Raw genomic sequence first — 21,165 nt, 5'->3', positions numbered from 1 at the left:
AACGGCGTGGATACAGGGCGCAGGGTAGGTTGGTTGTAAGCTGTCTATCGGGATGAACGGCTGGCGCGTGGCAGGCGCCCGTTCAGCACGGCATACGCCAGCAGGCCAATGACCAGCCCCCAGAAGGCCCCGCCAATGCCGAACAGGCTGATGTTGGCCGCCGCCGCCAGGAAGGTGATCAGTGACGCTTCGCGCGAGCTGGCATCCGCCATTGCGCCGGCCAGGCTGGCACCGATGGTGCCCAGCAGGGCAAGGCCGGCCAGAGTCGTGATAAAGGTACCTGGCAGCGCCATGAACACACTGGCCAGGGTGACCCCGAACACCCCCACGCCGATGTAGCAGACACCGGCAGCAATCCCCGCCACCCAGCGCTTGCCCGGGTCTTCATGGGCTTCCTTGCCGGTGCAGATGGCCGCCGTGATAGCGGCGATGTTGAAGGCGTGGGAACCGAATGGCGCCATCAGCAATGAGCCCAGGCCCGTGACCGCGACGATCGGGTTGGCGCTGGTCTTGAAACCGTCGTTGCGCAGCACCAGCATGCCTGGCATGTACTGGCCGGTGAGTGTGATCAGGAACAATGGCAGGGCCACGCTGAGGGCGGCGTTGAGGGTGAAGGTGGGCGCGGTGAACACTGGTGAGGCGAATTCCAGCTGCAATGCCGTCAGGCCTGCTTGCCCCTGCAGCAGCAGGTAGCCCAGGCCCAGGAGCAGAATGCCAACCACGGCATAACGGGCGGTGAAGCGTTTGAATGCCACATAGGCCGCAATCAGCAGCCCGGCCAGGACGGGGTCGAGCGACAGGCTGGCAAAGGCGCCGATACCGAACTGCAGCAGGATGCCCGCCAGCAGCCCGGCGGCAATGCCGCCAGGGACCACCCGCACCAGGCGCTCGAAGCACCCGCTCAGCCCCAGCACCACGAAGCCCGCGGCCGACAGCAGGTAGGCACCGATGGCTTCGCTGTAGGGCACGCTGGCCAGGGCGGTGACCAGGAATGCTGCGGCTGGCGTGGACCATGCCGTGATTATCGGCTCGCGGCTGTACCAGGACAGCAACAGGCCGCTGAGGCCGACGCCGATCGACACGGCCCAGACCCATGATGACGTCAGCTCTGGACTCAGCCCGGCCACCTTGGCCGCCTGGAACACCAGGATGAAGGTGCCGCCATAGTTGACGATGACCGAAACGAGCCCGGCTATCACGGGGTGAAGGAGGTCTGTAGGCCGAAACGGGGTTGAAGAGCTTTGTGCAGGCGCGTCCATGGTTGCCTCTGGTGAAGGTCGGGTGCAGCAGGGGCCCGGCTGCGAGGTGCCGCCGGGCAGGTTTCAAGGTCAGTTGGCCAGTTCGGTCAGCAGGCTTTTCAGGTAGTTGCTGCCTTGCGCATCCAGCGGCTGCAGGGGAAGGCGCGGCGCGCCGACATCCTGGCCGAGCATTTTCAGGCCGGCCTTGATGGTGGTGGGCAGGCCACGGCGGGTGATGTATTCCAGCAGCTCGAACTGGCGGTAGAACAGCGCGCGCGCTTGGGCCAGGTCGCCTTGCTGCACGGCGTCCCACAGCGCCAGGTTCAGGGCTGGTATCAGGTTGGGTGCGGCGGTGCACCAGCCCGTGGCGCCAGCCACCAGGGCTTCCAGGGTGAGCGGGTTGCAACCGTTATAGAAGGCCACCCGGCCGTCGGTGGCCTTGAACAGGCGGTGCATGCGCTGAATGTCACCGGTGCTTTCCTTGACCATGGTCACATTGGGCACTTCGCCGAGGATGCGCAGGATCAGCTCCACCGACAGGTCGGTGCCGCTGGTGCCCGGGTTGTTGTAGAGCATGATCGGAATGTCGATGGCCGCGCCGACGGCCTTGTAGTGGGCAACCACTTCGGCTTCGGTGAGCTTCCAGTAGGAAATGGGCAGCACCATCACTGCTGTGGCACCGCAGGCCTGGGCGAGGCGGGCACGCTGCACGGTACGGGCGGTTGTCAGGTCGGATACGCTGACCACGCTGGGTACGCGGCCGGCAATGCGTGCCTGGCTGAAGCGCACCACGGTTTCCCATTCGCTGTCGGACAGGTAGGCCCCTTCGCCGGTGCTGCCCAGCGGTGCGATGGCGTGCACGCCGTCTGCGATGAGGCTGTCGATGGACGTGCCCAGGGCATCAAGGTCGAGCGTGCCCTCAGCCGTGAAGGGAGTGATGGTGTAGCCGATAACGCCGCGAATTACAGGTGTAGACATGACCAGGCACCTTTGCCGTTGTTGAGGAAAGAGTACAGCTTCGATCAGCCCAGGCAGTCGCCATGGGCACGCAAGGCACGGCGTGCGTAGTAGCTGAACGCGGCGCCATGACGTTTGGGGGTGGAGATCCAGTCGTGGGCTTCTTTGCCCAGTGCCTCAGGGATGGGGCGGATGTCACCGGCGCCCATGGCCAGCAATTGCATCTTTGCTGCGCGCTCGAACAGCAGGGCGAGCACGCAGGCTTCCTCGATCGAGCCACCGGCAATCAGCAGGCCGTGGTGGGAGAGCAGGATTGCACGCTTGTCGCCAATCGCCTTCGCGATGATTTCACCTTCCTCGTTGCCCACCGGTACGCCTGGCCATTCCTTGAGGAATGCGCAGTCGTCGAACAGCGGGCAAAGATCCATGTGCGAGATGGCCAACGGCACCTCAAGCATCGACAGGGCGGCGCTGTGCAGCGGGTGGGTGTGGATGATGCAGTTGACGTCGGGGCGGGCCCGGTACAGCCAGCTATGGAAGCGATTGGCCGGGTTGGCCATGCCGCGGCCTTGCAGCACGGTGAGGTCTTCGTCCACCACCAGCAGGTTGGAGGCAGCGATTTCGTCGAAGCCCAGGCCCAGTTGCTGGGTGTAATAGGTGCCAGGTTCCTGCGCACGAGCGGTGATCTGCCCGGCCAGGCCGGAGTCGTGGCCGCCATCGAACAGGATGCGGCAGGTGAGGGCAAGCTTTTGTCGGGCGGTGTAGGTGTTGTCGGCCAGGGCCGTCAGCATCTGCTGCTGGGCCAGCTTGACCAACTGGTCCTTGGGGATGTGCATGGTGGTCGTCATGGGCGGTACCTGCATGGGAAAGGGCGGGCGCTGGCTGTTCGTCGTGATGGCGTCGCCAGGACACACGGCGATCTTAATGACACTTTGTGTCATGCGCAAGCATTGAGTCATTCAAAAGGGGGGGCTGGCTGGCAACCCTCTGAAAGCTAGCGCGATCAAGGTGGGAGCAACTGTCTTGCTTAACTTCTAAAAGCTGGCGCGATCCCTGTGGGAGCGGGCTTGCCCCGCGAACACGGGCGAAGCCCGTGCCATTCACTGCGCGGGTTGCAGGCTTATGCAGTACCTCATGCGCCTATGCAAAGGTCGTCCCGCCTGGTTGCCATATCCCTTTGCGGGTACTGTCGGAACGCCTCTGAAATGGCGGTGATCAGCTGCTCATCCCTGATCGGGTGCAATCCTGGAAAACGCTTGTCATTACAGTCACCGTCACGGGTAAGCACGGCCTCAACGCTGGCGTCGTTTTCCCGATAAACCTGTCTGATCGCCTGGGCTTCCTGGTCCTTGCTGTCTTCGCAGCGCAACGCATGGTGAATGGCCAAGGCCGCGCCAAACGTCAGTGCCGGGGTTTCGATACCGTGTTTGCGTGCAAGGTCGATGCTGCTGAGGACCCGTTCGTTACGCTGAAGCTTGCGCAACGGGTCGCGCCCCACCCGGGCACAAGGGTCTTTGAACGAGGTTGCACAGCGCTCAAGGAACGTATCGGCAAAACGGCTGACCACTTCGGCCATGTGTGGGTACTCCGCCACCAGTGCGGGCCCGACTTCCTGGCGAATCAGGCGTTCGGCCAGTTCGCTGACACGCGCGTCGCCCATACCCTGGCCCACCGAATCATGGCCCAGCAGGCTTGCGTACCAGGCAACAACGGCATGTGGGCCGTTCCACAGGCGGTTCTTGATGACCTGGATCTGGGTGATGTCAGGCACCGTCTTCACCTGGCGCAGGCGCTCGAGCAGCTCGCTGCCGTGCTCTACATACAGCGGCATGTCGGGTTCGCTGTTGAACAGGATCAGGTGCAACTGGCTCATCGCGCTGCTCGGCTGGGCGAAAGGCCTGAAGCGCCCGATCAGTCGTTCGTACTCAGGCACTGGCGTGGATGCCTTTGTGGCGACTGCCGGTTCGTCTTCCAGGCTGTTCTGGAACATCTGCGACTTGATGCGCAGTTGCCGTACCAGTGCGTCATTGCTGAGCTTGGAGACGATGCGGCTGACCACCGTTTCGGCGAAATGGGTCTTTTCCAGCACTTGCTCGCCAATGGCCGGCGGGCACAGCAATGCCAGCTCCGCTTGCACATGGCGGCGCACGAACGCGGCGCCGCCTACCTTGTTTAGCACGATCAGCAGCGTCAGCTCACGGCCACGTCGTTCGAAACGTTGCAGCAGCCCCTTGGCGATCACCTTCGCCTGGTTGCGGATGGCCTGCTCGGGCAGGCTCAGGCCGACAATTTCGGCAGTGGTGTACATGCCGATCACGGCGTCGTCATCGTCCAGGTCGATCATGCGTACATTGTCGATGGTCTGGTCGAACGAAGTGGCGCCGTAGCGCACGCTGTAACGGCCGAAGGCATTGACGCTTTCGCGCAGCATGCGCGAGCGGGTCGCGGCGATGATTTCACGGGGCCGGGTGTAGCCGTCCCAATGGGAAAATACCTGTGTCAGGTACCCACCGCCGATGGCGCCGAAGCCATGAATGCCCACGCTGAACTGGTTCAACGAAGCCGGGAACGGCTCGCTCAATGCTGGCATGCCCAAGTCAGGTACGCACTCGCTCAGGTCGGCGAGAAACTCATGCATGCTGCGGTAGGCTTTGAGTGCGCCTGCCTTGATCTGGGCAGCGGGCGGCTTGATGTCTTCGATCAGGATCGCCTGGCCTTCGGCGCGGATGGCCGACAGCATGCCGTTCTCTGAATCCTCGACCATGAAGCACTGATCGGGTTCGCAATTGAGCGCGCGTGCGGCTTTCAGGAATATTTCGGGGTGGGGTTTGCCCTGGCTGACTTCATCGCCACAGACAGTGATGTCGAAATACTTCAGCACATTGGCATTGATCAGGTATTCCTCGGCAATGGCACGGCGGCTGGAGGTGGCCACTGCCATGGTCAACCCCGACTTGCGCAGGCGTTCGAGTACCTCCAGCAGGCCGGCCTTGATGGGTACGCCGTGATTGCGCACATATTCGAGCTCAAGTTCATCCGCGCGTTTGCGAATCTCGGCGTACGGGAAGTTTTCACCGTTATGCGCCTTGGCCAAGGCTTCGGCCTTGGTCGCGCTCAAACCCAGCGAGCCGATCAATGTGTCCTCGCTCAGCGCTTTGCCGAAGATTTCCACAGAGGCTTGCTTCAGTGTCTTGAAGCGCAAGCGTTCGGTGTCGAAGAGGGTGCCATCCATATCGAAGATGGCGCTGAAAATGCGTTTACCGTGAAAGAAAAGCATTGGGTATTGCCCCTTGTTGTTGCGTCATACATCCCGCCTGTAACAGGCGAATACGGTGTGTGAGCTGCAGCGATGGCAGTCAGGTAGGGGGCACACGGTCGACAGGGGGGCGCTCAGGGGTGACGCAGAGGTAAGGCGGGGCGGAGCGGGGCGTGCAGAGCAGGTTTGTAACCTTTGAGGCGAGGCGGGCAACTGGTTTGGCCTTGAGGTCACGCCCACTGGCTGCAGTCGGTTTTGCAGGCAGTGGGCGCAAGTAGCGATGGATACGTGTGATTCCAAGCATAAGGTGCTTTGCTTCCTTTTTCGTCATGGGTCATCCTTTTTCAGCCTTGCACGTATGCGCGCCGCCATGCAAGGCTTGGGCTTCCGTTACAAGGTGAAGCGCAATGACCCAAGCTACCGATCAGGCCTTTTATGACCGCGCCGATGCGCACATCGACCTGGCCAACCAGCAGATTGAAAAATTCGAAGACCTGGGCAAGGTAAGTGCCTCGCTGACCTTTGGCGCCACGCGTTTCAGCGCCTGGATGAGCGCCCGCAGCTTCAAGTCGGGCGCGGAACTTGCGGCAGCCCGGGAGGAGATTCTGAAGTACTTCTGCGAGCAGTACCGGATGATGCTCGAAGATAATCTGGATGAGCACATCGAGCATTTCGACCGCATTGTGCTGGGCAAGGACGCCTGACCTCACCTGCCTGCGCAGCCGCGACTCAACGGTTGGGCCACTGCTGCAGCAGGATCGAAACGAACTTCTCCGCCGCAGGCGACAATGACGCACCGCGCCGGTACACCAGCCCCAGGGTGCGTGTGACCTGCGGCTCGATCAACGGCACGCTCACCAGCGTCGGGTGATCAGCGTTGGGCATGGCCAGGCTGGGCATGGCCGACACGCCCAGCCCGGCCTCGACCATGCCCAGCGACGTCGACAGGTGCTGCACTTCGTAGAACCATTTGGGCCGCAGGTTGAGCCCGGACAACGCATGGTCCAGCAGCATGCGGTTGCCACTCAGGCGGCCGACGCCGATCAGGCGGTAATCAGCCAGCTCTGTCCAGGTAACGGATGCGCGTTCTGCCAGTGGGTGGTCGCGCCTGCACGCCAGTACAAAATGCTCTTGCACCAGTGAGACAAACTCGATGTCCGGGTGCTGGCCGCTCATCATGTTGATGCCGAAGTCGGCCTCGCCGCGCAGCACTGCTTCGAGCCCGTCGTTGGCGCTAAGGTCCAGCAGGCGAATGCGGATTTTAGGGTACTGCTCGTTGTAATCGCGGATCACCGACGGCAGGAAGTAGAACGCTGCGGTGGGAATGCAGGCGAGGGTAACCTGGCCGGTCTGGCGCTCGGCCAGCTCGCGAATGCTGAGGATCGAGTCTTCAAAATCATCCAGCAGGCGCCTGGCCTTGGGCAGGAAGTCGCGGCCCACGCTGGTCAGGCTGACCCGGCGAGTGGTGCGTTCCAGCAGCGAGGTGCCCAGGCCTTCCTCGAGCTTCTTGATCCGCCGGCTTAGCGCTGGTTGGGACAGGTGAAGCGCTTCGGCGGCCTCGTGGAAGCTGCCGAGTTCGGCGATTTTCACGAAAGATCTGATGTCTTGCAGCTCATATTCCATAAGAAAACCCGCTACTGTCGCCGTGCTTGATTAATGTTTGAATCGCAATAATGGCTACGATATTTGCATTGGATTGATTTATCCATGCCTGTCACTCTTTTGCTCACAGCATCAATGATGTCCATTGATCAACAAGGGTGCGAAATCATGCAACGAATTCCTTGCGTACTCATGCGCGGTGGTACCTCCAAAGGGCCGTTCTTCCACGCTTGGGACCTGCCTGCCAATGTGGTCGAGCGCGACGAGTTGCTGATCAACCTGATGGGCTCTGGCCATGAGCTGGAAATCGACGGCATCGGTGGCGGCAGCCCGCAGACCAGCAAGGTGGCGATCATCAGCCCGTCTTTGCACGCCGACGCCGACGTCGACTACCTGTTCGTGCAGGTGATGGTTGCACAGCGGCGGGTCGATACTGCTCCCAACTGCGGCAACATGCTGTGTGCCGTTGGCCCGTTCGCCATCGAACAGGGGTTGGTCAAAGGCAAGGAAGGCAAGACCCTGGTCCGTATTCGCAACCTGAACACCGGTACCTTCGTCAATTCGCTGGTAGAAACCCCAGGCGGCATCGTGCGCTACGAAGGCCGAACCGCAATCGACGGCGTACCAGGCACGGCGGCCCCGGTGCACCTGACTTTCCTTGATGCAGTCGGCAGCAAGACCGGCAAGCTGTTCCCCACCGGTCAGGCCAAGGATTTGATCGATGGTGTACCGGTGACCTGCATCGACATGGCCATGCCGATGATGGTGGTAGAGGCCAGCCAGCTGGGTGTCACCGGCTCGGAAACCCCGGCCCAGCTGGACGCCAACAGCGAACTGTTGCAACGCCTTGAAGCATTGCGGTTGAAGGCCGGCAAGGCCATGGGCCTGGGCGACGTCAGTGGCATGGTCATTCCCAAACCAGTGCTGGTATCCAGGCCTCGCTACGACGGCACGCTGCAGGTTCGCTATTTCATGCCGCACAACTGCCATCGCGCCTTGGCTATCACTGGCGCAGTGGGGCTGGCGACTGCCTGCGTCAGCCCCGGCACGGTGATTGCCGACCTGCTGGGCGAAGGCGCGCAGCAGCTGACCGAGGTCCGACTCGAGCACCCCAGTGGCGGCATCGATATCGCCCTGACGCGCAGCGGTGCCGATGGCCAGACGATCCAGGCCTCGGTCGTACGAACCGCCCGGCGGCTCTTCTCAGGCTTCGTCTACGCCCCTACATTCCGCAGGTTGGCCGGGTAGCACCAGGCGTCGATCAAGCCCCGCACATTCGTAGCAAGCGCATCCGCACAATTTCAACAATGGTGATGCCCCATGAAACTCGCCAAATCGCTGTACTTCCAGATCCTCTGCGCCGTCCTGCTGGGCGTGGTGGTCGGCCACTTCTGGGCGCAACAGGCCGTGGCCCTCAAGCCGCTGGGTGATGCGTTCATCAAGCTGATCAAGATGATGATTGCGCCGGTGGTGTTCTGCACCATCGTCACCGGCATCGCCGGCATGACCGACAAGCGCTCGCTGGGGCGGCTGATGAGCAAGACCCTGCTGTTGTTCCTGGGCCTGACGGTGGTCAGCCTGGTGATCGGACTGGCGGCGGTCTACCTGTTCAAGCCGGGGAGTGGCATGAACATCGACCCTGCCACCCTCAGTACTGCAGGCCTGAGCCAGTACACCGCCTCGGCCGCCAAGCTGAGCGTGGTGGACTTCTTCATGCACATCATCCCGGACACCTTCGTCGGTGCCTTCAACAAGGGAGAGGTCTTGCCGGTGCTGTTCATCGCCGTGCTCAGCGGTTTCGCGCTGTCGTCGATGGGCGAAAAGGGCAAGCCGGTACTGGATGTGCTGGAATCGGCGTCGACCATGGTGTTCCGCATCTTCGGTTACCTGATGCGCTTTGCCCCGATCGGCGCTTTCGGCGCACTGGCATTCACCGTAGGCCAGTACGGCATTACCTCCCTCGGCTCGCTGGCCAAGCTGGTGGGGACGTTGTATATCGCCTGTGCGTTCTTCGTTCTGGTGGTGCTCGGTGGCATCTGCCGGGCCCATGGCTTCAGCCTGTGGAAGCTGCTGCGCTATTTCCGTGAGGAGTTCCTGGTGGTGCTTGGCACCTCGTCCACCGAACCTGTGCTGCCGCGCATGCTTGAAAAGCTCGAGAAGCTTGGATGCAAGAAAGGCGTGGTCGGCCTGGTGCTGCCCACCGGCTATTCTTTCAACCTTGACGGTACTGCCATCTACCTGTCGTTGGCAGCCGTGTTCATCGCACAAGCCTGCAACATCGACCTGAGCCTGGGCCAGGTGGTGACCATGCTGGCGATCATGCTGTTGTCTTCCAAGGGCGCGGCAGGTGTCACCGGCAGCGGTTTTGTGGCCTTGGCCTCGACCCTTACCGTTATCCATGACATTCCCCTGGCCGGCCTGGCCCTGCTGATCGGCGTCGATCGCTTCATGTCGGAAGCCCGTGCGCTGACGAGTCTTGCCAGCAACGCAGTGGCTACGGTGGTGGTTTCGCTATCGGAAAATGCCTGTGACCGCCAGACGCTTCACAGCCGCCTGAACGGCGAGCCGGTGGCCACCCCCGTGGTTGAATCCGCCGACTGGGTCGCCGAACCGCGCCGCCACGGCTGAACACCCACTCCTTCACCCTTTTGACAAGGCCCCCACCAGGCGCTGCCGGGTGGGGTAGGGGGCCGTCTGCGCTGCAGGTGGCCACATAGACAATAAAAACAAGAGAACAAACCATGCTCGCACTCTTGGGCCTGATCATGGTGGTGACTTTCACCTACCTGATCATGAGTAAACGCCTGTCCCCGATCGTTGCACTGACCGTCGTTCCGATTGTTTTCGCCCTGGTTGGCGGCTTCGCGCCAGACCTGGGCAAGATGATGCTCGATGGGCTGAAAATGGTCGCACCGTCTGCCGCGCTGCTGTTGTTTGCCATCTTGTTCTTCGGCTTGATGATCGACGCTGGCCTGTTCGACCCGCTGATCCGCAAGATCCTCAAACGGGTAAACGGCGACCCGGTCAAGATCGCCATCGGCACGGCCTTGCTGTCGCTGCTGGTGGCGCTGGACGGTGACGGCACCACGACCTACATGATTACCTGCGCCGCCATGTTGCCGCTGTACAAGCGGATCGGCATGAACCCGATGATCCTGGCCACCGTGTCGATGCTGTCGTTGAGCATCATGAGCGGCATGAGCCCTTGGGGCGGCCCCGCCACCCGCGCCATTGCCGCGCTCGGTCTGGATGCGACCGAATACTTCATTCCGATGTTGCCCACCGTCATCGGCGGCGCATTGTGGGTGGTGTTCACCGCTTACCTGCTTGGTCGCACCGAGCGCCGGCGTATCGGCAATATTGCGCTGGAGTCGGGAGGGGGTAACTGCTACATCAAGGAAATCCTCGGGGACAGCCCGCACAAGCGCCCGCGCCTTGCCTATGTGAACCTGGTGCTGGTGATCGCCGTGATGACCGCGCTGGTGCTGGGGCTGATGCACGCGGCCATCCTGTTCATGATCGGTTTTGTCGCCGCACTGATGATCAACTACCCGCAGCTGGACCTGCAGAAAGAGCGCATCCTCGCCCATTCGGGCAACGCCATGACCGTGGTGCTGCTGGTGTTCGCCGCAGGCATATTCGCCGGTATTTTCTCGGGTACCAAGATGGTCGATGCGTTGGCCCAGACCCTGGTGGACTGGATTCCGGAAGCCTGGAGCCACTGGTTCCCGCTGGTGGTGGCGCTGACCAGCATGCCGCTTACCTTTGTGCTGTCCAACGACGCGTACTACTTCGGCGTTGTGCCGATCCTGGCAAACGCCGCGGCCGCGTACGGCATCGACCCGGTGGAAATTGCCCGCGCTTCGGTGCTAGGCCAGCCTGTGCACCTGATGAGCCCGCTGGTGGCTTCCACCTTGTTGCTGGTGGGCATGGTCGACCGTGATATCGGTGACTTCCAGAAAGCCACCGTGAAATGGGCCGTGCTCACCTCGTTGGTGATCACAGCGCTGGCGCTGCTCACGGGCGCCTTGTCCTTCTTCGTCTAAGCATTACCGGGCGTTGCCAGGCGCCCGGGCTCCCGCTCACTCAGAAAACAACAATAGAGTACCGATCATGTCCCGAGCTGTGTTCCGTGGGGCCACCTGTGGCCTGCTTTGCGGCTGGCTGCCTGTTGCCGGCGCTTCCGGTTTTGTCGACGACAGCAAGCTCAAGCTGCAGTTGCGCAATGTGTATTTCAACGAGAATTTCCGTGACGAGCACGGTATGAGCGCCCGCGCGGCCGCCACCGCCAAAAGCGAACGGGTGGAGTGGGCTCAAGGTTTTCTGCTCGACTACCAGTCTGGCTTTACCCAAGGTACGGTGGGCGTGGGGCTCGATGCACTGGGGCTGCTAGGCTTGCGCCTCGATTCCGGTCGTGGGCGCAGCGGCACGGGTTTGTTGCCGGTGCACGACGATGGCCGCGCAGCGCAGGAGCTTGCCAGTGCCGGGGCCACGGCCAAGGCACGTCTGGGCCAGACCGTGGTCAGGTACGGCACCTTGCTGCCAAAGACACCGGTGCTGGTTTACAACGATGCGCGGCTGCTGCCGCAGACCTACCAGGGCACTCAGCTGACCAGCACGGATATCGACGGGCTGACCCTGACGGCCGGGCACCTCGACCGCTTCAAGCAGCGTGACTCGTCTGACAGCACCGGTATCTATCTGGACGGATATGGGGGCGGCAAATCGGGTGACTTCAGCTTTGCAGGTGCCGATTATGCCGTGACCAAACAACTGCGCCTGAGTGTCTACCATGGCCAGCTGGCAAACTTCTATCGCCAGGATTTTGCCGGGCTGGTCCATGACCTGCCGTTGGCCGGCGGGGTACTGACCACCGACCTGCGCTACTTCAAAAGCCGCGACAGCGGGGCGGCCTACGGCGGCGGCATCGACAACCACATGTTCAGCGGCCAGGTGGCGTACGCGCATTCCGGTCATTCTGTGGGTGCCGGTTACCAGGTGCTCGATGGCGAAGCCGGCTTGCCGTACATCAGCGGTGCGACCGTGTATTCGTTCAGCAACGTCGGCATCGGCAAATTCATCGAGGAGGAAGAGAAAACCTGGATGGCCAGCTACGCCTACAACTTCGCAGCAGCCGGGGTGCCGGGGCTGACCTTCATGACGCGGTACCTGAGTGGGGACAATGGCCGTTCAGCTGGCGAGGGCATCAAGGAGTGGGAGCGTGACGCCGAGATTGCCTACGTGGTACAGGGCGGACCGCTGAAAGGGCTGGGCGTGAAGCTGCGAAACTATGTGTATCGATCAGATTTCGCCCGCGGCCGAGACAGCAATCGCCTGTACCTGACCTACGATATTGCCATCTGGTGATGGCACAGGCCGGACGATATCTCCGGCCCTGAGCCGCCTGAGGCGCCTTGGTTCAGCGGCGCAGCAGGCGAGAAACCACCAGTGTGACGGCGGCGGTGATGGCCAGTGCGGCGAAGGGCTTTTCCTTGACGAACGAAGACACCGTATCCAGGGTGTCGCCGTAGGTCTTGGTCACCTGGCCTGCGGCCTGACGCGCATCGCCTTCGGCTTCCAGCGCCGGGTCTTCGACCAGACGGCCTACAGCGCTTTGTGCCTTGCCTGCGAGGTTCTCTGCAACACCTTCGATCTGTTCACGTTTCATGATGGCTTTGTTCCTTCCTGTGATCGGCTTTGGGTTAACAGCACAGGGTTAGGGCGGTGAAGGACCGCAATGGTTCCAAGCAACTGCTTGCCACCTGCAGGCCACGCGCTGTTGCGAAGGGTTGCACATGGCTCGAGAGCGCGAGGCTAGCGGGCCTTCTTCTCCAGAATCCGTGCCCCGGTACCTTCCTTGCCCAGCACATCCTCGGGGTTGCGCAGCGGGCAGTCTTCCAGCGACAGGCAACCGCAACCAATGCAGTTGTCGAGGCTGTCGCGCAGCGCCTCCAGCGTGCGGATGCGGGCGTTCAGGTCTTCGCGCCAGGCGGTGGACATCTCACCCCATTGCGCCGCCGTAAGCTTGCTGTTGGGCGCATAGCGGCTGAACGCCTGCCTGATTTCCTCCAGCGGAATACCCGTGCGCTGCGCCACCTTGATGATCGCCAGTGTACGCAGCACCAGTGAGGGAAAGCGGCGCTGGTTGCCAGCCGTGCGCACGCTGGCGATCAGCCCCTTGGTCTCGTAGAAGTGCAGCGCAGACACCGCCACGCCGCTGCGCCTGGCCACTTCACCCACTGTGAGCATCCGCGTGTTGTCCGCTGCCATGCCTGTTGACCTCAAGTTAAGTTGAGCTCTTATAGTCCTGCCCGATCTTCCCCGCAACCGCTTTCCCTGTGATCGGAGCTGTGCATGAACAAACGGACGTTACTGGCCTGGGCTGGCGCTGTAGCCGGTGTGCTGGCTGCTTGCTATGCGTTAGTGGGTAGCGGTTCGGCGCCACCCGCCGCGGCGGCGTGGCCGGCGACCAGGGTGGCGCTGGCCACGGCCGAGCAGGTGCCACTGGCGCGGCAGCACTTTGCTTCGGGGGAGCTGGAGGCGGTCAACCAGGTGCAGGTAGCGGCCGAGACGGCGGGGCGCATTACCCGCATTGCCTTCGAGTCGGGGCAGGCGGTAACCGCCGGGCAGTTGCTGGTGCAGTTGAACGACGCGCCGGAGCAGGCCCAGCGGGTGCAGTTGCGGGCGAAATTGCGTAACGCTAACGTGGTGCTGCAGCGCAGCCGCAAGCTGCGGGCGATGAATGCCGTGTCGCAAGAGTTGCTGGACAACGCCGCCACCGCCGTGGACGTGGCCAGCGGGGAGCTGCAGCATGTCGAAGCGCTGATCGCGCAGAAGGCCATTCGCGCACCGTTTACCGGCAAGCTGGGCATTCGGCGGGTGCATCAGGGCCAATACCTGGGCGCCGGCGAGGCCATCGTCAGCCTGGCCGACATCAGCCAGTTGCATGTGAATTTTGCCTTGGGCGAGCAGGCCGCCCCCGAAGTGCACGTCGGGCAAGTGCTGGCACTGACGCTGGACGCCGTACCCGGGCAAGGCTTCCAGGCCCGGGTGGTGGCGGTCGATCCGGTGGTCAGCAAGGCGCGCCTGGTGCAGGTGCAGGCAGCCTTGCCGAACCCGGACGGGCAGTTACAGCCGGGCATGTACGCTGGCGTGCGCCTGGATGCTGTGCAGCCTTCGACTGTATTGGCGGTGCCGGAAACCGCGATCACCTACGCCGCCTATGGCCAGACAGTATTCGTTGCCACTCAGGACGCGGCGCATGGTACCCGGGTCAGCAGGGTGCGGGTAACCACGGGTGAGCGCTGGCAGGGGCGGGTGGAGGTTACCTCCGGCCTGGCGCCCGGTGACCGGGTGGTGGTGTCTGGCCAGTTGAAGCTGAGCGACGGCATGTCGGTCGAGCCGGTGGCGCAGGACAGCTTGCAGGCCAACCTCGGAGGCCGGCAGCGGTGAAATTTACCGATCTCTTCGTGCGCCGCCCGGTGCTGGCGCTGGTGGTCAGCAGCCTGATCATCCTGATGGGGCTGTTTGCCATGGGCAAGTTGCCGATCCGTCAGTACCCGTTGCTGGCAAGCTCGACCATTACCATCAGCACCGAGTACCCCGGCGCTTCTGCCGAGCTGATGCAGGGCTTCGTGACCCAGCCGATTACCCAGGCAGTGTCGTCGGTCGAGGGCATCGACTACCTGTCCTCGTCGTCGCAGCAGGGGCGCAGCCTGATCACCTTGCGCATGGTGCTCAACCGCGACTCGACCCAGGCGCTGGCCGAGACCATGGCCAAGGTCAACCAGGTGCGCTATCGCCTGCCGGAAAAGGCGTACGACCCGGTGGTGGAGCTGTCGGCAGGCGACTCCACCGCCGTGGCCTATGTGGGTTTTTCCAGCGACAGCCTGTCGATCCCGGAGCTGAGCGATTACCTGTCGCGGGTGGTGGAGCCGCAGTTCTCAGGCATCGACGGCGTGGCCAAGGTGCAGTCGTTCGGTGGGCAACGCCTGGCCATGCGCCTGTGGCTGGACAGCGAGCAGATGGCCGGGCGCTGGGTGACGGCAGCGGACGTGGCGCAGGCGGTGCGGGCCAACAACTACCAAGCGACGCCGGGCCAGGTGCGTGGGCAGTACGTGCTGGCCGATATCCAGGTGGACACCGACCTGACCCGGGTCGAGGACTTCCGTGAGCTGATCATCCGCAACGATGGCACCGACCTGGTGCGCCTGCGCGATGTCGGCACCGTCGAGCTCAGTGCGGCGGCCACCCAGACCAGCGCTACCATGGATGGCAAGCCTGCCGTGCACCTGGGGCTGTTCCCCACGCCGGCCGGCAACCCGCTGGTGATTGTCGAGGGCATTCGCCAGCTGCTGCCGCAAATCCAGCAGACCCTGCCGCCTGGGGTGAAGGTGGCGCTGGCCTATGAGACTGCGCGCTTCATCGATGCTTCGATCCATGAGGTGTTGCGCACCCTGGTGGAGGCGATGCTGATCGTGGTGCTGGTGATCTGGTTGTGCCTGGGTTCGTTGCGCAGTGTGCTGATCGCGGTGGTGGCCATTCCGCTGTCGATGCTCGGTGCCGCGGGCCTGATGCTGATGTTCGGCTTCAGTCTCAATCTGCTGACCTTGCTGGCGATGGTGCTGGCCATCGGTCTGGTGGTGGACGATGCCATCGTGGTGGTGGAGAACGTGCACCGGCATATCGAAGAGGGCAAGTCGCCGGTTGCTGCGGCATTGGCCGGGGCGCGGGAAATCGCCGGGCCGGTCATTGCCATGACCCTGACCTTGGCGGCGGTGTATGCGCCGATCGGGCTGATGGGCGGGCTGACCGGCACGCTGTTCCGCGAATTCGCCCTGACCTTGGCGGGGGCGGTGATCGTGTCCGGCATTGTGGCGCTGACCTTGTCGCCGGTGATGAGCTCGTTGCTGTTGCAACCCGGGCAGCAGCATGGCGCGATGGCCAACATGGCCGATCGGTTGTTTACTGCGTTGACCGGGGCCTATGGACAAGTGCTGGCCTACTCCCTGGCGCATCGCTGGATCAGCGCTGGTGTGGCGCTGCTGGTGTGCCTGAGCCTGCCCTGGCTTTACCTGCTGCCCCAACGCGAGCTGGCGCCACCCGAGGATCAGGCCGCGGTGCTGACCGCCATCAAGTCGCCGCAGCATGCCAGCCTCGAATATGCGGAACGCTTTGCGCTGAAGCTCGACCAGGTGATGAAGTCCATCGCCGAAACCACCGACACCTGGATCATCAACGGCACCGACGGCCCGGCCGCCAGTTTCGGGGGCATCAACCTCAGCGCCTGGCAGGCGCGCGAGCGGTCCGCGGCACAGGTGCAGGCACAGCTGCAGCAGGCCGTGGCGGATATCGAAGGCAGCAGCATCTTCGCCTTCCAGGTCGCTTCGCTGCCGGGCTCCAGTGGTGGCCTGCCGGTGCAGATGGTGCTGCGCAGCGCCCAGGATTACCCCGAGCTGTACCAGACCATGGAAGTGCTCAAGCAACGCGCCCGCGACAGCGGCCTGTTTGCCGTGGTGGACAGCGACCTCGACTACAACAACCCGGTGGTCAAGGTGCGTGTCGACCGGGCCAAGGCGGCCAGCCTGGGCATCAGCATGCAGGCCATTGGCGAGTCGCTGGGGGTGCTGGTGGGCGAGCAATACCTCAACCGCTTTGCCCTGTTCGGGCGCTCCTATGATGTGATCCCGCAGAGTATCCAGGACCAGCGCCTGACGCCTGCGGCGCTGAACCGCCAGTATGTGCGCGCCGAAGAGGGCAGCCTGGTGCCGCTGGCCACGGTGGTGCACCTGGATCTCGAAGTGGCGCCCAACCGCCTGTTGCAGTTCGACCAGCAGAACGCCAGTACCCTGCAGGCAATCCCGGCCCCGGGTGTGTCGATGGGCAACGCCGTGGCCTTTCTCGAACAGCTCACCGCCGAGTTGCCACCGGGCTTCAGCCACGACTGGCAATCGGAATCGCGCCAGTATGTGCAGGAAGGCTTTGCCTTGATGTGGGCGTTTCTCGCTGCGTTGGTGGTGATCTACCTGGTGCTGGCGGCACAGTACGAAAGCCTGGTCGACCCGCTGATCATCCTGGTAACCGTGCCGCTGTCGATCTGCGGCGCACTGCTACCGCTGGCGCTGGGCTGGGCGACGTTGAACATCTACACGCAGATTGGCCTGGTGACCCTGATCGGGTTGATCAGCAAGCACGGTATCCTGATGGTGGAGTTCGCCAACGAGATCCAGGTGCGCGACAACCTCGACCGTGCTGCCGCCATTGTCCGTGCCGCGCAGATACGTTTGCGGCCGGTGCTGATGACCACCGCAGCGATGACCTTTGGCGTGCTGCCGCTGCTGTTTGCCAGCGGCGCCGGGGCCAACAGCCGCTTCGGGCTGGGGGTGGTGATTGTGTGCGGGATGCTGGTGGGCACCTTGTTTACCTTGTTCGTGCTGCCGACCCTCTATGCCTGGCTGGCGCGCGATCACCGGGTGACCACGGTGCGGGGGCAGCAGTTGCTGGAGGCCGATCGGGTGTTGGGCATGTGAAGTGAGGGAACAGGAATATCGGGGCCGCATAGCGGCCCCGGTTGCACGATCAGGACGGTGAGCGAACCCGGCGCATCTGGGTCACCAGGGTGAAGCGGTCATCCGGGTGCACGGTTTCGGAAACCGCCATCAAATCACCGTTTTCCTCGCGGTACTGGCGGATGATTTTCAGCCCCGGTGAACCCGCCTCGGCCTTCAGTGCTTTGGCCAGCTCTGCCGTCAGCAACACTGCCCGTACCTGCTGGTCGACCACCGCGATTGACCGGCCAACGTGCTGCTCGATCAGCCCTGCAATCAGCTGGTCGGGGTGCTCGCGGGCCCGCTCGATGACCTCGGCATAGTCGCGCTGTGCGTACACATCGATCCAGCACAGCGGTGCGGCATTGTGCAGGCGGTCGACGCGAATGCTGGACACGCAAAAGTAGTGCTCCCCCGGTACCAGCCCCAGCCGCGCCGCCTCGCTCAGGTCGGCGACGAAATGGCGCACGTCCTGGATTTCCCGCTGCTGGGTTTCGGCCAGGTGGGCCAGGTCGGCCACGCTGGCCAGCGACTGCGAATAGCCGCCGCGCGGGCTGCTGGCCTCTACCCGGGTGCCTACGCGCTTGCGCCGCGACACCAGCCCCTGGTCGAGCAGCTGGTTGATCGCGGCGCGCACCGTGTGCCGGCTCACATCGTAAAGGTCGCACAGCTCGAACTCGGTCGGCAGCAGGCTGCCCACCGGGTAGCGGCCGTTGGCGATGCCTTCCATCAAGTCCTTTGCCACGGTGGAGTAGCGCGTCGGGTTCATACCTCTGGTCTGTCTCGTAAATTTCATCGGTTGGCAGTGTAACAGCGGCAGGGATATGTTCGGCACCGCCGAAATGCGTGCGGTGCTGGGCCGCGCGCCGGGTGCGGCACTCTAAACGCATGCTCCTGCAGGGAGATGTGTCGGCGTCACAATTGGTGTTTTGACCGTAACAGCAATGCCGCTACTGCACACCCGACCAACGCCAGGCACGCCAGGTAGAACGCATCACTGTAAGCCAGCAGGTAAGCCTCCCGCCGAATCGTCCCGGCCAGCCCCTCCAGCATCTGCTGCTGGTGCGGCAACCAGCTCTGTACTGTCTGGTTGATGCGCTCTTGCACGCCAGGCGCGAACACTGTCACCTGCTCGTGAATGCGCTCGCTGTGAAAGCGCTCACGGGTGGCCACCAGTTGCGTCAACCCGGCCGTGCCGATGGCTCCCCCCAGGTTGCGCAGCATGGAGAACACCGCCGAGGCCGAGCCGGCTTCACGCTTGTCCAGCCCGGCCACCGCCAGCACCGACAACGCCACCATGATGAAAGGCTGGCCAATACCGCGCACCACCGTGGACGGGATGATCACGTTGTCGGCACTGTCGGCGCTCAGGCTAGCCCCCAGCCAGCAGCCCAGGGCCATGATCAGAAAGCCGCTGGCGACCATGAACTTGGCGCTGGTCCAGCTCATCAGCCGGGGCATCAACGGCGCCAGCAGCAGCTGCACCACGCCATAGGCGATCAGCGCCACGCCGACATCGTGCGCGCTGAAACCCTGCAGATGCGACAGGTAGTTGGGCACCAGAAAAACCAGGCCGAATGTGGCGGCGCCAAAGATGAACATCGCCACGCTGGCGACGCCGAAGTTGTAGCGCCCGAGCAAGCGCAGGTTGATGAAGGCGCGCTGGCCGAACAGCTGGGTCACCACGAACACCACCAGGGCAATGGCGGCGACCACACTCATGGCGACGATGAATGGCGAGCCGAACCCGTCCAGCCGGCCGCCTTCTTCCAGCACGATCTGCAAGCCACCCAGGCCGATCACCATGGCGGCGATACCCAGCCAGTCACCTTTGCGTAGCAGCTCAAGCTTCATGGGCTTGGCCTCGATCGACCAGGCGATGGCGAACAGCAGCGCAAGGCCGGGGAACAGTTGCAGATAAAAGATCCAGCGCCACGAATAGGCATCGGTCAGCCAGCCACCAATCGATGGCCCGGCCGCCTGCGCCACGCTGTTGGCCAGGCTGAACAGGGCCATGCCCATGGCCATCTTGCTGGCCGGCAGTTCGGTGATGATCAGCTGGAACGACAGGGGGATCAGCACCGCGCCCGCAGCACCCTGGATCACCCGGATGGCAATCATCGCCTCCAGGTTGGGCGCCCAGGAACAGGCCACCGAAGCGATCAGGAAGATGAGCGAGCCGGTCCACATCACCCGGCGCAGCGAGAACACGTCCACCAGCCAGGCCGTCAGCGGAATCATCACGATTTCCGCTACCAGGTAGGCGGTGGAAATCCAGGAGCCCTCCTCGAAGCTGGCGCCCAGCGAGCCGCGGATTTCCGGCAGCGCGGCGCTGGTGACATGCACGTTCATGCCGGCCATGAAGCAGCCCAGCAGGCCGCCGAGCACCGCTACCCAGGCGCGCAGTGTGACCGTTGGTTCAGTGCCCATCGGCGACCTCTGCGGGGCGCGTGTCGACCGTGCTCACCACGGACATGCCGGGCAGTACCTGCGGGCCATCCAGCGGTGTGTCCAGCAGAATACGCACCGGGAAGCGCTGGACAATCTTGGTGAAGTTGCCGGTGGCATTGTCCGACGGCAGCAATGCGAAGACATTGCCGGACGCTGGCGAAAAGCTGGCCACATGGCCGCGCAGTGGCTGGCTGACGAAGCTGTCGACGCGGATTTCTACCGGCTGCCCCGGGCGCATGTTGGCCAACTGGGTTTCCTTGAAATTGGCCACCACATAGGCCTGCTGCAGGGGTACCACGGCCAGCAGCGGCTGGCCCGGCACCACGTACTGGCCGGCACGTACGCGGCGTTGGCCGACCACGCCCGTGATCGGTGCGCGGATCACGGTGTCCTGTTCGTCCTGCTCGGCCAACTGTTGGCGGGCCTGCGCGCGGGTCAGCGCTGCCGCGCGCTGTTGCAGTTCGGCGTCAGCCTGGGCTGACCGGGCCTTGGCCATGGCCAGTTGTGACCGTTGTTGGTGCAGCGCGGCCTGGGCACCTTGCAGCGCGGCTTGTGCCTGGGTGGCATGGGCGCTGGCGGTTTCCAGGCGCTGCACGGTCGCGGCCTCGTCTCGCACAAGGCCACGGTAGCGTTGCATGTCCAAGTCACTGCGCCGCTGTTCGGCAGTGGCACTGCGCATGGCCGCTTCAGCCTGCAAGATGGCTTGTTGTTGCTGGTTGATACGCTCGCTGGCCACCTGCTGGCGGGCCTGGGCGGCGATCAGTGCCGCCTGGGCCTCGGCCACACCTGCCCGTGCCTGGTCGAGGCGGGCGCGGTAGTCGCGGCTTTGCAGGCGCACCAGTACATCGCCGGCTTTCACGGGCTGGTCGTCAGCCACTGCGACCTCGGCCACGTAACCGGCCACACGCGGGCTCAGGGCTACCCAGTCGGCGCGGACGTAGGCGTCGTCGGTGGTCTCCAGGTAGCGGCCGGTGGTGAGCCAGTAGCTGGTGAAGGCCAGCAGGGCGATTGCTGCCAGGCTGCCGCTGGTGGTGTAGGCCAGGCGGCGACGGGATCTGGCTTTGGCCCGCGGTTCAGTTTCGGCTGGTGCGGTTTGTTCTACGGCAACATTCAT

Annotated in this window: 17 protein-coding genes; 7 read left to right on the top strand and 10 right to left on the bottom strand. The window is 63.4% G+C overall.

Annotated elements, in window-relative coordinates:
* Positions 1-44: 44 nt before the first annotated feature.
* The 4 genes from ACK1VC_RS08325 to mtlD form a co-directional block, all read right to left on the bottom strand.
* Complete coding sequence (locus ACK1VC_RS08325; protein ID WP_023049012.1) at positions 45-1,259, bottom strand: benzoate/H(+) symporter BenE family transporter; 1,215 nt, start codon at positions 1,257-1,259, stop codon at positions 45-47.
* 69 nt (positions 1,260-1,328) lie between these two features.
* Complete coding sequence (locus tag ACK1VC_RS08320; protein ID WP_016485559.1) at positions 1,329-2,216, bottom strand: dihydrodipicolinate synthase family protein; 888 nt, start codon at positions 2,214-2,216, stop codon at positions 1,329-1,331.
* A 44-nt stretch (positions 2,217-2,260) separates the two neighbouring features.
* Positions 2,261-3,043: an aldolase gene (locus tag ACK1VC_RS08315; RefSeq protein WP_016485560.1), complete on the bottom strand. Its 783-nt coding sequence runs from the start codon at positions 3,041-3,043 to the stop codon at positions 2,261-2,263.
* A gap of 284 nt (positions 3,044-3,327) precedes the next feature.
* Positions 3,328-5,472 (bottom strand): bifunctional mannitol-1-phosphate dehydrogenase/phosphatase, encoded by a 2,145-nt coding sequence (gene mtlD, locus ACK1VC_RS08310; RefSeq protein ID WP_191087419.1) that lies wholly within the window; start codon positions 5,470-5,472, stop codon positions 3,328-3,330.
* Between the two features lie 386 nt (positions 5,473-5,858).
* On the opposite strand from mtlD, the gene ACK1VC_RS08305 reads away from it, so the two are divergent.
* Complete coding sequence (locus tag ACK1VC_RS08305; protein ID WP_016485563.1) at positions 5,859-6,155, top strand: DUF3144 domain-containing protein; 297 nt, start codon at positions 5,859-5,861, stop codon at positions 6,153-6,155.
* 25 nt (positions 6,156-6,180) lie between these two features.
* Here the strand turns inward: ACK1VC_RS08305 and ACK1VC_RS08300 are convergent, their stop codons facing one another.
* On the bottom strand, positions 6,181-7,074 hold the full coding sequence (locus ACK1VC_RS08300) for a LysR family transcriptional regulator (RefSeq protein ID WP_016485564.1): 894 nt from the start codon (positions 7,072-7,074) through the stop codon (positions 6,181-6,183).
* A 147-nt stretch (positions 7,075-7,221) separates the two neighbouring features.
* Here ACK1VC_RS08300 and ACK1VC_RS08295 point away from each other — a divergent pair, with 147 nt between their 5' ends.
* The 4 genes from ACK1VC_RS08295 to ACK1VC_RS08280 all read left to right on the top strand — a co-directional run bounded on the left by ACK1VC_RS08295 (position 7,222) and on the right by ACK1VC_RS08280 (position 12,420).
* The gene (locus ACK1VC_RS08295) at positions 7,222-8,301 is read left to right on the top strand and encodes a 4-oxalomesaconate tautomerase (RefSeq protein ID WP_016485565.1); all 1,080 of its coding nucleotides are present in this window, start codon (positions 7,222-7,224) and stop codon (positions 8,299-8,301) included.
* Positions 8,302-8,373: 72 nt separating this feature from the next.
* Positions 8,374-9,681, top strand: coding sequence for a dicarboxylate/amino acid:cation symporter (locus tag ACK1VC_RS08290; protein ID WP_102689354.1), 1,308 nt, complete (start codon positions 8,374-8,376; stop codon positions 9,679-9,681).
* Between the two features lie 113 nt (positions 9,682-9,794).
* The gene (locus ACK1VC_RS08285) at positions 9,795-11,099 is read left to right on the top strand and encodes a CitMHS family transporter (RefSeq protein WP_016485567.1); all 1,305 of its coding nucleotides are present in this window, start codon (positions 9,795-9,797) and stop codon (positions 11,097-11,099) included.
* A 67-nt stretch (positions 11,100-11,166) separates the two neighbouring features.
* Entirely contained in the window at positions 11,167-12,420 is a 1,254-nt protein-coding gene (locus tag ACK1VC_RS08280; RefSeq protein WP_016485568.1) for an OprD family porin, read from the top strand.
* 52 nt (positions 12,421-12,472) lie between these two features.
* On the opposite strand, the gene ACK1VC_RS08275 is transcribed toward ACK1VC_RS08280, so the two are convergent.
* On the bottom strand, positions 12,473-12,721 hold the full coding sequence (locus ACK1VC_RS08275; protein ID WP_016485569.1) for a CsbD family protein: 249 nt from the start codon (positions 12,719-12,721) through the stop codon (positions 12,473-12,475).
* Positions 12,722-12,867: 146 nt separating this feature from the next.
* Positions 12,868-13,323: a redox-sensitive transcriptional activator SoxR gene (soxR, locus tag ACK1VC_RS08270; protein WP_023049466.1), complete on the bottom strand. Its 456-nt coding sequence runs from the start codon at positions 13,321-13,323 to the stop codon at positions 12,868-12,870.
* Between the two features lie 84 nt (positions 13,324-13,407).
* Here soxR and ACK1VC_RS08265 point away from each other — a divergent pair, with 84 nt between their 5' ends.
* Together ACK1VC_RS08265 and ACK1VC_RS08260 are read left to right on the top strand one after the other, a co-directional pair.
* Entirely contained in the window at positions 13,408-14,505 is a 1,098-nt protein-coding gene (locus ACK1VC_RS08265) for an efflux RND transporter periplasmic adaptor subunit (RefSeq protein ID WP_191087420.1), read from the top strand.
* The gene (locus ACK1VC_RS08260) at positions 14,502-17,582 is read left to right on the top strand and encodes a MexW/MexI family multidrug efflux RND transporter permease subunit (RefSeq protein WP_191087421.1); all 3,081 of its coding nucleotides are present in this window, start codon (positions 14,502-14,504) and stop codon (positions 17,580-17,582) included. The genes ACK1VC_RS08265 and ACK1VC_RS08260 overlap by 4 nt, the downstream gene beginning before the upstream one ends.
* Before the next feature lie 49 nt (positions 17,583-17,631).
* Here the strand turns inward: ACK1VC_RS08260 and ACK1VC_RS08255 are convergent, their stop codons facing one another.
* The 3 genes from ACK1VC_RS08255 to ACK1VC_RS08245 form a co-directional block, all read right to left on the bottom strand.
* Positions 17,632-18,369: a GntR family transcriptional regulator gene (locus ACK1VC_RS08255; RefSeq protein WP_060519057.1), complete on the bottom strand. Its 738-nt coding sequence runs from the start codon at positions 18,367-18,369 to the stop codon at positions 17,632-17,634.
* A 146-nt stretch (positions 18,370-18,515) separates the two neighbouring features.
* Entirely contained in the window at positions 18,516-20,030 is a 1,515-nt protein-coding gene (locus ACK1VC_RS08250; protein ID WP_449117938.1) for a DHA2 family efflux MFS transporter permease subunit, read from the bottom strand.
* Positions 20,020-21,165, bottom strand: a complete 1,146-nt coding sequence (locus ACK1VC_RS08245) for an HlyD family secretion protein (RefSeq protein WP_191087423.1) — start codon at positions 21,163-21,165, stop codon at positions 20,020-20,022. Before ACK1VC_RS08245 ends, ACK1VC_RS08250 begins: the two co-directional genes overlap by 11 nt.

The sequence above is a fragment of the Pseudomonas sp. XP2 genome (assembly GCF_053557975.1).
The sequence above is the reverse complement of the archived record's forward strand: the minus strand, read 5'-3'. Positions and strand labels throughout refer to the sequence as shown.